General features: G+C 66.3%; 9 protein-coding genes. 3 read left to right on the forward strand and 6 right to left on the reverse strand.

Annotated features, from left to right (window positions below; genetic code table 11):
- Nucleotides 1–98 precede the first annotated feature (98 nt).
- The gene (locus tag QFZ91_RS07205; RefSeq protein WP_429566795.1) at nt 99–2,597 is read right to left on the reverse strand and encodes an AsmA family protein; all 2,499 of its coding nucleotides are present in this window, start codon (nt 2,595–2,597) and stop codon (nt 99–101) included.
- A 211-nt stretch (nt 2,598–2,808) separates the two neighbouring features.
- On the opposite strand from QFZ91_RS07205, the gene QFZ91_RS07210 reads away from it, so the two are divergent.
- Nucleotides 2,809–3,552 (forward strand): ABC transporter ATP-binding protein, encoded by a 744-nt coding sequence (locus tag QFZ91_RS07210; protein ID WP_429566796.1) that lies wholly within the window; start codon nt 2,809–2,811, stop codon nt 3,550–3,552.
- A complete protein-coding gene (locus QFZ91_RS07215; protein WP_176119868.1) occupies nt 3,549–4,355 on the forward strand; it encodes an ABC transporter permease in 807 nt (268 codons plus the stop codon). The genes QFZ91_RS07210 and QFZ91_RS07215 overlap by 4 nt, the downstream gene beginning before the upstream one ends.
- 72 nt (nt 4,356–4,427) lie before the next feature.
- On the opposite strand, the gene QFZ91_RS07220 is transcribed toward QFZ91_RS07215, so the two are convergent.
- Together QFZ91_RS07220 and QFZ91_RS07225 are read right to left on the reverse strand one after the other, a co-directional pair.
- Nucleotides 4,428–4,976, reverse strand: a complete 549-nt coding sequence (locus tag QFZ91_RS07220; protein ID WP_368597400.1) for a DUF6013 family protein — start codon at nt 4,974–4,976, stop codon at nt 4,428–4,430.
- Nucleotides 4,977–5,209: 233 nt separating this feature from the next.
- Nucleotides 5,210–6,226: a zinc-binding alcohol dehydrogenase family protein gene (locus QFZ91_RS07225; protein WP_429566797.1), complete on the reverse strand. Its 1,017-nt coding sequence runs from the start codon at nt 6,224–6,226 to the stop codon at nt 5,210–5,212.
- 112 nt (nt 6,227–6,338) lie between these two features.
- Here QFZ91_RS07225 and QFZ91_RS07230 point away from each other — a divergent pair, with 112 nt between their 5' ends.
- Nucleotides 6,339–7,307 carry a LysR family transcriptional regulator gene (locus tag QFZ91_RS07230; protein WP_429566798.1) on the forward strand — a complete coding sequence of 323 codons (969 nt, stop codon included), beginning with the start codon at nt 6,339–6,341 and terminating at the stop codon, nt 7,305–7,307.
- Between the two features lie 22 nt (nt 7,308–7,329).
- Here QFZ91_RS07230 and QFZ91_RS07235 read toward each other — a convergent pair whose 3' ends face one another.
- The 3 genes from QFZ91_RS07235 to QFZ91_RS07245 form a co-directional block, all read right to left on the reverse strand.
- A complete protein-coding gene (locus QFZ91_RS07235; RefSeq protein ID WP_176377847.1) occupies nt 7,330–7,632 on the reverse strand; it encodes a hypothetical protein in 303 nt (100 codons plus the stop codon).
- An 82-nt stretch (nt 7,633–7,714) separates the two neighbouring features.
- Entirely contained in the window at nt 7,715–10,534 is a 2,820-nt protein-coding gene (ligD, locus tag QFZ91_RS07240; protein ID WP_429566799.1) for a DNA ligase D, read from the reverse strand.
- 48 nt (nt 10,535–10,582) lie between these two features.
- Complete coding sequence (locus QFZ91_RS07245) at nt 10,583–11,593, reverse strand: Ku protein (RefSeq protein ID WP_429566800.1); 1,011 nt, start codon at nt 11,591–11,593, stop codon at nt 10,583–10,585.
- Nucleotides 11,594–11,624: the final 31 nt, after the last annotated feature.

Consider the following 11,624-nt stretch of genomic DNA (forward strand, 5'->3'; position numbering starts at 1 on the left):
CTCGCGCGCGGGCGGCGCGCTGATCAGCCACCGAAAGATCACGCACAGGCCGCCACCAAGGCCCCAGTTCAACCAGTCCACAGGCAAGCCCGACAACATCAGCTGCCCTTGTATTCGGCCGCGCTCGCCGGCGACTGCGTCGCGGGCTTGCGATTATGATCCGTCGCGGCCGGCGACGACGCGCCGCCCGAGGACTTGTTGACCGGCGCGCCCTCCAGCGACATCGGCGCCTTCGGCTGTTGCTTCACGCCCGGCGGCGGCGCCTTCGGCATCTGCCGCACCTGCGCGAGCAATTGCGTGCACGGCAGCGGCTTGTTGTTGCTCGGCGCGAGCAGCGGGATCAGCGCCGCGAACGGATTGATCAGCCCGAGGCCGACCGCCGCGCCGCCACGCAGTGCAAGCGCGGCCGCATTGACACCGACGTGCGGGTCCTTGAAGGTGCCCTTCACGTACAGCGGCGAGCGCAGCGAAATGACCCGGAAGCCCTTCGTATGCGGATGCACGCCGAGGTCCATCGTTTCGTCGCGCAGATTGATGTGACCGTCGATGTTGATCACCGCGTCGTCGGTATCGAGCGCGAACACGCGCGCTTCGAGCACGCCGTCGGTCGCGACGAAATCGGCGGCCGCGCAGTTGATCTTCACGTCCCGATTGCCGAACAGCTTTTCATAGACGACGTTCGCGACGTTCAGGCCGGCCGCCTCCATCAGCAGACGGCTCACGGTGCCCTCGGTCACGAGCGCCTTCAGCTCGCCGTTCGAAGTCGCGGCGAGCGCCGCCGGAGAGTTGCCGGTCGCGGACAGCGACGCGTCGCCGTTGATCTCGCCGAGCGCGCTCTGCATCGTCTTGAAGCTCGGGAACAGTTGCTTGAGCTTCAGATGCCGCGCCGACATCGCGAAGCGCCCCTTCAACGGCGCCCCGCTGCCATCGAGATAAATGTCCGACGCGAGCGAGCCGCCCGCGACGCCGAACTTGAGCGGCACGAGCGACAGCACGCCGTCGGTCATCACGACATGCGTGTACAGATCCGTGATCGGCAGATTCGCGTTCTTGATGATGCGCCGGCCGGTGAACTTGACGTCGGCGTCGATCGCCTTCCAGCGGTCGGTGCGGAACTCCTCGACCGGCAGCGCGCGGTTGCTCGGCTGCGCGGCCGCGCCGCCGCGCCTCGCCTTGCTCGCGTTCGAATCGGCGCCGATCACGGGCGCGAGATCCGAAAACTGCAACAGATGCGACTCGAGTTCGCCCTGCAGCAGCGGACGCGGCTGGCGGCCGGTATAGGTCAACGAACCGTTCAGATCGCTGCCGCCGACCCGGCCTGTAAAGTTTTCATACGTGAACACGTTGCCGCTCGATTTGAACCGGCCGATCAGATGGCCCTCGGTCGCGTACGGCGGGGTCTCGGGCAGGGTCACCCCGGTCAGCGTATACAGCCGCGCCATGCTGTTGCCTTGCAGCCAGAGACGCAGATCGAGCGCCGCGAGATGCGCCGGATCGGTGACCGTGCCGACGAAGGCGATATGCAGGTCGCCGGCTTTGACGTCGGCCTGCACCGGGAACGGCCGGTTCGCGTCCTGCAGCGCGAGCACGCCGCCGAGCTTGCCACTGCCCGACAGCGGCGTGCGGTTGTAGGTGCCCTTGACGGTCCAGGCGATCGCATAGAGCGGCGTCGCGCGTGGCGCGCCGGGTGCGGTGCCGCTCGCGGCCGAGACGGCCGCAGGCGTGCTGGCGCTCTCGCTGGCGGTTTCACCACCTGGCGCGGCGGCGCCGCTCGTCGCGAGCGCGCCGGAAGTCGCTGGCGCGCCTGATGTTGCAGCCGGGCCCGAGGCTGCCGACGCCTGTGCCGGCGTCTGTGCTCCAGAAGCCGCCGCTTCGGAAGCCGCCTTCGCCGCCGAGGCCGCCTGCGCTTCGGCCTGCGCGGCAAGCCTGCTCGCACCCGCGCGGCCGACCGCCTGCGCCGACGCGCTGCGCGAGGCCGCCTCCTGCTGCTTCAACGCGTCGCCGATCGGGATCGGCTGCCCGAGCGTATCGACGACCATCTGCACTTCGACCTTCTTCTGCTGATCCGACAGCGCGATATTGCCCTTCGCGAACGCGATATCGTGCAGATCGAGCTTCCACTCGGACGGCCCGGTCGATGAAGGCAGTTTGAAGGTCCAGTTATTGCGGCCGTCTACAAGACGTTCGAGATCGACCGATGGATTCACGAGGTTGATCGCCGGAATCACGATGTCGTGCGCGAGCAGCGGCAGCACCTCGACTTCGAAGTCGATTTCGTCGAGCGTCGCGAAATGCGGCTGTTTGGCCCAGTCGGGATTGCCGATCATGATGTTGGCGGCCGAAAAGCGCGGCCAGGGCACCCACCCGCGCCAGCCGGTTTCGCCGACCGCATGACGCCAGCCCACCTTCAGATCGCCGTTGATCGCGAAGGGCCGGCCGATCGCCTGGCTGACCTTGTCGTCGATGTAAGGCCGCGCGCGGTTCCAGTCGAAGGTCAGGATGAAGATGACGAGCGCGACGATCAGGATGACGAGCACCGCCAGCAGCCATGCAAGGATTTTTCCGACCCGTCGTCCGATACTGCTCGACACTGCCATTGAAAGGCTCCGCGTGTTGTTCCACGTTGTGCACCGTGCAGCAGTTATCGTGCCTGGCGCGTGGCAATGAATCGTCGCGCCGGTTGTGGGTTGGGTGCGCTATTCGCGCCTCGTCGTTTTATCATGGCGCACGCTTTGCCGACAGACCGACCGGCGCATTGACGCCGTCGCGCCGGCATCGAAGCGGCACCCTCCCCACGACGTTCAAACCATGACGACCGATGTTCCTCTCCTCTTCGCCGACGGCATCGTGCGGCGTGATGCGCAGCGCGGCCAGACGCTGTTGCAGCAGACCACTTTCGTGCTGCGCGCCGGCGAGCGCGTCGCGATCACCGGACCGTCCGGCTCCGGCAAGAGCGTGTTCCTGCGCGCGCTCGCGCTGCTCGATCCGATCGATGCAGGGCGCATCTTGTGGCATGGTGCGCCGCTCGTGCGAGCGGCGATTCCGCGCTATCGGCGCGGCGTCGCGTATATCCGGCAGCGGCCCGCGCTGATCGACGGCAGCGTCGAAGACAATCTGCGCTATCCGTTCGAGCTGCGCGCGTATCGCGACGCGCGCTTCGATCGCGCGCGGGCGGCCACGCTTGCGATGCAGGCCGGCCGCTGCGAGGACTTTCTCGGCAAGCGCGCAAGCGAATTGTCGGGCGGCGAAGCGCAGATCGCCGCGCTGATCCGGGTGCTGCAACTCGCGCCCGAAGTGTTGTTGCTCGACGAGCCGACCGCGTCGCTCGACCCGGCTTCGTCGCGCGCGATCGAAGCGCTCGTGCAGGCATGGTTCGATGCCGCGCCTCGCGCTCACGCATCGATATGGGTATCGCACGATCCCGAGCAGGCGGCACGCATGAGCGAACGGCATTTGACGATGCGCGCCGGCGTGCTGGCCGAACACACCACGGTGCGGCGCGACGCGGACCAACGCGATGTTGCGGACCTGCGTCGGGAGTCCCGCCCATGAGCCTGCAGAATCTGAGCTTGTGGGACGTCGCAATCGCGACGCTGCTGATCGTCGTGAATGGCGCGGTGTCGGTCGCGTTGAAACTCGATCTCGAACGCAAGCTCGCATGGGCGGCGGTGCGCACCGTGGTCCAGTTGCTCGCGATCGGCTATGTGCTCGGCTGGGTGTTCAGTTTCGCTCGCTGGTACGTGGTGCTGCCGCTGATGATCGTGATGACGCTGATCGCGGGTTTCGCCGGCGCGCAGCGCGGCAGCCACACCTATGCCGGACAACGCGCCGACAGCGTGCTGTCGATCTGGGTCAGCTCGTGGCTCGTGGCCGCGGTGGGACTGTTCGTCGTGATCCGCATCCATCCGTGGTATGAGCCGCAATATGCGATTCCGATTCTCGGCATGATCCTCGGCAACACGCTGACCGGTGTATCGCTCGGCATCGAGCGGATGACCGAGGAACTGACCGCGCGGCGCGACCGCGTCGACATGGCGCTCGCGCTCGGCGCGACACGCTGGGAGGCCGCGCAAGCGCCGGCGCGCCAGGCGGTGCGTGCGGGCATGATGCCGACGTTGAATCAGATGGCGGTGGTCGGCGTCGTCAGTTTGCCGGGCATGATGACCGGGCAGGTGCTGGCCGGGCAGTCGCCATTGCAGGCGGTGCGCTATCAGATCGTCATCATGTTTCTGATCGCGGCGGCGTCGGCGCTGGGGACGGTGGGCGCAGTGCTGCTCACGTACCGACGACTGTTTTCGGCCGAGCATCAGTTCTTGCCGGCGCGGCTCGTCGAGCGTGAGGCACGCAAAGGATGACTCACCGGGATGACACGCTAACGCATGTGACGATTCGCGCACGCTGCCATCACGGCGCGCGCGCTCGACCATTCAACGCTTCGCGGTGACGGCGACCTCAGTGCCATCGTTCAGCGTCAGCGTTTTCGTCGTGCCGTTGACCGGCATCGTGAAACGCACGATCTGACTCATGCGCACATCGTTCGGACACTTGAGCGGCTTGCCTCCGCTCGTCACGGTTTTGACACCATGCGGCGTCTGCGCCTGGAAGCTAAGCTGTACGGTCGCGGTGCCGTCGCTCGCCACCACCGGTGCGAGACGGATCTGCGTCTGGCGGATCATCGCGCCGTTCTCGTCGACCGGCAGCGACGCATAGTCCGGGCATGCGTCGGTAGCGGGCACCGGACCGCCGGGCGGCACGGTCTTCCACGTGAAGTCGTCCGTTTCGCCCGAGCGGATCGTGCGGGTCTCCTGGGAATTGCCGAACTGTTTCGACGTGACGCGAACGGTGTAGCGGATCGGACCGTCGAGCGCGGCCTTGTTGGTCACCGTGATCGGCGTGGCTGCGTGAGCAGCCGGCTCGAGCGCGCAGGCGAGAGAAGCGACAATCGAAACGGCGGAGAGTTTGAAGCTGAAGCTCATACTGTCACCTCGTTGTTGTGCCGCTGCGCGCTCGCGTCGACGCGATTGCCCGTGCACTGTTCGCGCACTGCCGAGGCCCGGCCGGTTCACACCGCCTTGCCTCGCCGCAAGACACGCAACCGTTTTGGCATGCTGCGTCGTCAGTCTAACGCCAAGCGCGCTGCCGCGCGTGTCGTGTCGGCTCGGGTGTTAACCCGCTTGCGGCGACGCGCTTTCTGCGCGTCGATTTCATCTCAGAAGCCGGTCAGCACCAGCTTGCCGATCGCGCGTCCTGCTTCGAGCATCCGATGCGCGCGGCGCAGATTCTCGGCGTTGATGCGGCCCAGGTCCTCGCCGAGCGTCGTGCGCAACGTGCCCGCGTCGACGAGGCGCGCGACCTCGGTCAGCAGCTTGTGCTGCTCGATCATGTCGGGCGTGCCGAACATCGAGCGCGTGAACATGAATTCCCAGTGAAACGCGGCGCTCTTCGCCTTCAGCAATTCGACCGGCACCGCGGCGCTGTTCTCGACGATCGTGCAGATACCGCCTTGCGGTTTGATCAGTTCGGCCGCGGCCGGGAAATTGCGATCGGTGTCGTTGAAGATCAGCACGTAGTCGACCTGCTCGATGCCGAGCTCTTTCATCTGCGCGGACAGATCGCCGAAGTGATCGACGACGTGGTCCGCGCCGAGCTCCCGTGCCCATTTCGCCGATTCGGGCCGCGACGCGGTCGCGATCACCTTCAGCTTGGCGAGCTGCTTGGCGAGCTGGATGCCGATCGAGCCGACCCCGCCCGCGCCGCCGAAAATCAGCACCGTGCGGCCTGCGTCGGCGCCCTGCGGCGACACGCCGAGGCGGTCGAACAATGCTTCCCATGCAGTGATCGCGGTCAGCGGCAAGGCGGCCGCGTGCGTGAAATCGAGCGACGCCGGCTTGTGTCCGACGATCCGTTCGTCCACCAGATGAAACTCGCTGTTGGCGCCCGACCGCGTAATGCTGCCCGCATAAAAGACGGGATCGCCGACCTTGAACAGCGTGACCTCGGGCCCGGCCGCGACGACGGTGCCGGCCGCGTCCCAGCCGAGCACGCGCGGCGTCTTCTCGACACTATCCTTCGGCGCGCGCACCTTGGTGTCGACCGGGTTCACCGAAATGGCTTCGACCTTGACCAGCAGATCGCGGCCGCTTGCTTCGGGTTTGGGGATCTCGACGTCGACTAGCGCTTCGGCGTGATCGATTGGCAGATAACGGTAGAGTCCGACGGCTTTCATGGCTGCTCCTCGTGGGTTCGGTTGATGTGCAAGCATGACCCGAATCGTAAGACGGTTCTTATTCTGCTAAAACAGTCATAATCACTGAAACATTTTTTGGTTTTTCAGAATAATGAACGATTCAACTCCGGCTGGCCGGTCCCTGCCCAGCGAGCGCGAACGGCTCGATCTGCTCGATGTCGGGCTGTTCGTGCGCGCCGCGCTGCTCGCCAACGTGTCGGCGGCCGGGCGCGAGTTCGGTTTGTCGGCGGCGGTCGCGAGCGCTCGGATCGCCCAACTCGAAAAGCTGCTCGGCGCGCGTTTGTTGCATCGGACCACGCGCCGCATCAGCCTCACCCAGGACGGTGAAGTGTTCATGACGCGCGCCGAGGCGCTGCTCGACGCGGCCGCCGCCGCACGCGCAGCGGTCGGCCGCGCGCAGGCCGAGCCGCAGGGACGGCTGCGCGTGACGATGCCGTCGTCGTTCGGGCGCCAGCATGTGTCGCCGGTGATCAGCGAGTTTTTGCGCCGCTATCCGGGCGTCAGCGTCGATCTGCGCCTGACGGATCAGGTGGTCGATCTGGTCGACGCGGGCATCGATGTCGCGATCCGCGTCGGCGTGCTGAAGGATTCGTCGCTGGTCGCGCGGCGGCTCGCGGTCAATTGCCGCGTGCTGTGCGCGGCCCCGGCCTATCTGGCCGCGCACGGCACGCCGCATCATCCGTCGGATCTCGCGCGGCACGAGTGCATCATCCTGTCGGAGCAGCGCGACTGGCGCTTCGTGACGCCCACGGGCCCGCTCGACGTGCGCGTGAGCGGCCGCCTCGTCACCGACAATGGCGAGGTGATCCGCGACGCGCTGCTCGCGGGCTTCGGCATCGCGCTGAAATCGACATGGGACGTGGCGCCTTATCTGCGCAGCGGCGAACTCGTCAGTGTGCTCGACAGCTATCCGCTCGCGGACGACGTCGCGATCTGGGCCGTGTACCCGAGCCGCGCGTTCGTGCCGCCGAAGACGGTCGCATTCATCGACTTCGTCGCCGCGCATTTCGACGATCCGCCGTATTGGGACCGGGAGCCGGTTGGACTGGCGGGCGCGTAGGCGTCACGCCCGGTACGCGGCGTCAGCGCTTGCCGCTCTTCGCGCCGCCCTGCTTGCGATCCGAATTCACATCGGCATGCGAGTCGTTCTGCGTGCGCTGCTGATACTCGCCGCCGCCGCGGCGGTCGGTGTCCTGCAAGCCATGCTCGATATCCTCATGCGCCTGCTTGCCGACATGGCGCGGATGGTCCTCGTGCTGTGACTCCGGATGCTGATCGGTTTCATGCGGCAGCGGCGCCGCGGCTTCCTGCAACGACTTCGGGTCCTTGTTCGCGTGCGGGTCGGCTTGCGAGTCGCCCTCAGTCGATTGCGGCAGGGTTTTCATTGCATTGCTCCTTCGCGAAGCGCGTTCGCGCACTGAGTGCGCATGGCGAATTCGCGGGTTGTTCAGCCACCTGGACGAGCACTCATGACGCGACGCCCAGACGTTTTTTCATCGCCGCGGTGATGCGCTGACGTGTCTTCGCATAGTCGGCCCATGGGTCGCTTGCGAGGCCGTCCACGCGCTCGTGGACGTTGCGGATGCCCCATTGATCGCCGCCCGTCGTGCTGTCGAGTTCGTCCCACGCGAGCGGCACCGACACGCCGAGCCCCGGCCGCGCCCGCGCCGAGAATGCGGCCACCGTGCTGGAGCCGCGGTTGTTGCGCAGATAGTCGATGAAGATCTTCTTCTTGCGATTCTGCGCACCCATCTTCGCGCTGAAGTACTGCGGCAGCGTCGTCGCCATATGCTGCGCGACCGCCTGCGAGAAATCCTTCACTTCGTCCCAGCCGGCCTGCTTCGCGAGCGGCACGACCACGTGCAAGCCCTTGCCGCCGCTCGTCTTGACGAACGACATCAGGCCCAGTTCGTCGAGCAGCGAGCGGGTCAGTTGCGCGGCCTCGACCATCCGTTCCCAGCCGAGCGACGGGTCCGGGTCGAGATCGAACACCATCCGGTCGGGCTTTTCGATATTCGACGCGAGCGCGTTCCACGTGTGAAATTCGACGGTGCCCATCTGCGCGGCGCCGACCAGCGCGGCGAGCGTGTCGATCGTGATCAGCGCAGGATGGCCCGGGTCGAGTCCCTCGTGCTGCGTGACGTGCGGAATCGACAGCTTCTGACTGTGCTTCTGGAAGAACAGCTCGCCGCCGATATCCTCGGGCGCGCGCACCAGCGCGACGGGCCGCTCGCGCAGATGCGGCAGCATCCATTCGGCGATTGATTCGTAGTACTGCACCAGTTCGAGCTTGCTTGCGCCGCTGCTCTTGTCGATCACGCGATCGGGATGCGAGATGCGCACGCCGGCGATTTCGCTTTGCGCGCGCGAGCGTGTTGCCGTGGTTCGGGCGGGCGCGCTTTCCGTCGCGGCGGGCGTGGCGGTCCTGGCGGTTTTCGTGGCTGCGCGCTTTTTCGGCGCGCCTGTTTGCCGCGTATCGTCGGCGGCGGTTTCGGTTTGCTGTTGCACGTCGGCTCCTTGTCGGGCGGTTTCCTTGACGATCTGGCGCGCCGGTTTGTCGTCGCGCAGACTGACGAACGAGGCCTGGCGCACGATGCCGTCGCTGGTCCATTCGGCGAAGTTGCATTCGGCGACGAGGACCGGCTCGACCCAATGCACGGGCGTGCGGCTGCGCTCGCGCGGCGCGCTCGCGAACGGCATGCGCTTGCTCGCGTGCGCGTCGAGCGCCTGTTTGACCGAGCGCAGCAACGCGGCGTCGAAGCCGGTGCCGACGCGCCCCGCGTACTGCAGTTGGCCGTCAGCGTCGTAGACGCCGAGCAGCAGCGCGCCGAACGCCTCGCGGCTGCCGGCCGGCTCTGAATAGCCGCCGATCACGAACTCCTGGCGGCGCCGGCACTTCAGCTTGATCCACGACGGCGCGCGGCCCGACACATAGCGGCTGTCGCGCCGCTTGCCGATGATGCCTTCGAGCCCCATGTCGCACGCGCTCCTGAGCAGCTCGCCGGCGCTGAACGCGAAGTCGTTCGAAAAGCGCAGCACGCGATCGTCGACGCCTTCGAGCAGCGCGCGCAGAATCGCGCGGCGCTGTTCGAGCGGTACGCCGCGCAGGTCGTAGCCGTTCAGGAACGGCAGATCGAACAGATAGATCACGATGTCCTGCGGGCGATGCGCATCGAACGCGTTTTGCAGCAACTGGAAGCTCGGCACGTCGCGTTCATCGAGCACGACCGCTTCGCCGTCGAGCCACGCGCTTTGCAGGTCGAGCCCGGCGATGGCCTCGATCTGCTTGCTGAATCTGGTAGTCCAGTCGTTGCCGTTGCGCGTGAAAACGCTGACCGCACCAGCCTTCTTCTTTGACGCGTGGTCGATGCGCGCGAGCACCCGGTAGCCGTCGAACTTGATTTCGTACAGCCAGTCGTCGCCAGGCGGCGCAGTGTCGACGAGCGTCGCCAGCTCCGGCGTCAAGCTCGCAGGCAACGTGGCTTTGACCGCGCCTTCAATCGATGGCGATGCGGCGAGTTCGCGCAACGACTGCGCGGTACGCGTCGCGACGATGTCGGGGCGTTTGGGATCGGCTGCGCGGCGCAAGGAGGCGGACTTCGCTGGCTTGCCTGTGCCCGTGGCTTTGCCGTCGCCCGACGTTTTCGTCTGCGCTTTCGCTTGCTTCGTTTTCCTGCCTTTCGACGCGCCGTCGGCCAGCACGCTGCCGGGCAGTTCTTTGAGCACGTCGTAGTCGCTTTCGTCGCGCGCTTCCTCGTCGCGCTCCTTGATCAGCAGCCATTGCTCCTTGTCGCCGCTGCCGCGCATATGGCTGCGTACCAGCGTCCAGCCGCCGTGCAGCTTCTCACCGTGCAAATGAAACTTGAGCTTGCCGGCCGCGTACGACCGCGCGGCTTCGGCCACGCCGCCCGCCGGCTCCCACGTGCCGCGATCCCACACGATCACGGTTCCCGCACCATAGTTGCCGGGCGGAATCTCGCCCTCGAACGTACCGTATTCGACCGGATGGTCTTCGACGTGCACCGCGAGCCGCTTGACCGACGGGTCGAGGCTCGGTCCCTTCGGAACCGCCCACGACAGCAGCGCGCCGTTCAGTTCGAGCCGGAAGTCGTAGTGCAGACGCCGCGCGTCGTGCTCCTGGATCACGTAGGACAGTGTGTCGGGCGCGGCACGCGGCGCGCTCCTGCCCGTCTTGCTTGCCGCGCGCTTGCGGGTCGTCACGCCGGATGGCTCCGGCGTGTCTTCGAAGCGGCGCTTGCGGTGATAGACCTCGAGTCGGTCGTTCATGGCGATGACTCCGGTGCGTTAAGCGCGAGCGGCGCGGCGGCCGCGCGTTCAGGCCGCCGCGCGCCGTTTGCGCGACGTTGCGGTGGTTTTCGATGCGGCGCGGGCGCTGCTGCCGCTACCGCTGCGACTGCGCGCGGTGCTTGTCGCGCGAGCCTTTTTGCGCGCGGGCGCGGCCGGCTCTTCATCGGACCCGGCTTCGCTATCGGCCTGATCCTCGTCCTCGCCGGCGGTGCGCTTGCGGCCGGTGGCCGCCTGCTTGCCCTTGCCGCGGCCGAGGCTGCGTTTGAGCAGATCGGACAGGTCGAGAATGTCGGCGGACTTGCGCGGCTCGTGCGGCGTTTCCACCTCGGTGACCTCCTCGGTCTTGCCCGCCTGGATCTTGCGCTCGACGAGCGCCATGATGTCGTCGCGAAACGTATCGTGATACTGCATCGGGTCCCACGTCTCGCTCATGTCGTCGATCAGCTTTTTCGCCATGTCGAGTTCTTTGGCCGACACGCCGGCGGCCTTCATGCCTTCGGGCGGCACCTTGAATTCGTCCAGACCGCGCACCTCGTCGGCCCAGCGCAGCGTGTTCAGCGCGAGCATCGGACCGAGCGGAATCAGCGCGGCCAGATGCTGCTTGTTGTGCAGCACGACGCTCGCGACGCCGATCTTGCCCGAGGCCGTCATCGCCTCGCGCAACAATGCATAGACTTTTTCCCCCTTGCGGTCGGGCGTCAGGTAATACGGCGTGTCGAGATAGAGAAACGAGATGTCGGCCGCGTCGACGAACGCGAGGATGTCGACCGTTTGCGTCGACTCGGGATTCGCCGAGCGGATCTCGTCGTCCGACAGTACGACGTAGTGATCCTTCTCGTATTCGAAGCCGCGCACGATGTTCTCGCGGGTCACGTCCTTGCCGGTGCGCTTGTTGATCTGCTTGTAGCCGATCGGGTCGATCGTGCGCTTGTCGAGCAGATTGAAGCCGACCTTCTCCGACTGTGTCGCCGGATAGAGCTGCACCGGTACGTGCACCAGCCCGAAACTGATTGCGCCCTTCCAGATCATATGTGCCATCGCGCGCTCCCCCTGTCCCATGGCCCTGAGA

This window comes from Paraburkholderia sp. JPY419 (genome assembly GCF_050435705.1).
Lineage (GTDB): Bacteria > Pseudomonadota > Gammaproteobacteria > Burkholderiales > Burkholderiaceae > Paraburkholderia > Paraburkholderia youngii.

Bases quoted from the DNA above. Each gene is read 5' to 3' on its own strand.
- QFZ91_RS07205 (WP_429566795.1), bottom strand. From the start codon at position 2,597: ATGGCAGTGTCGAGCAGTATCGGACGACGGGTCGGAAAAATCCTTGCA.
- QFZ91_RS07210 (WP_429566796.1), top strand. From the start codon at position 2,809: ATGACGACCGATGTTCCTCTCCTCTTCGCCGACGGCATCGTGCGGCGT.
- QFZ91_RS07215 (WP_176119868.1), top strand. From the start codon at position 3,549: ATGAGCCTGCAGAATCTGAGCTTGTGGGACGTCGCAATCGCGACGCTG.
- QFZ91_RS07220 (WP_368597400.1), bottom strand. From the start codon at position 4,976: ATGAGCTTCAGCTTCAAACTCTCCGCCGTTTCGATTGTCGCTTCTCTC.
- QFZ91_RS07225 (WP_429566797.1), bottom strand. From the start codon at position 6,226: ATGAAAGCCGTCGGACTCTACCGTTATCTGCCAATCGATCACGCCGAA.
- QFZ91_RS07230 (WP_429566798.1), top strand. From the start codon at position 6,339: ATGAACGATTCAACTCCGGCTGGCCGGTCCCTGCCCAGCGAGCGCGAA.
- QFZ91_RS07235 (WP_176377847.1), bottom strand. From the start codon at position 7,632: ATGAAAACCCTGCCGCAATCGACTGAGGGCGACTCGCAAGCCGACCCG.
- ligD (WP_429566799.1), bottom strand. From the start codon at position 10,534: ATGAACGACCGACTCGAGGTCTATCACCGCAAGCGCCGCTTCGAAGAC.
- QFZ91_RS07245 (WP_429566800.1), bottom strand. From the start codon at position 11,593: ATGGCACATATGATCTGGAAGGGCGCAATCAGTTTCGGGCTGGTGCAC.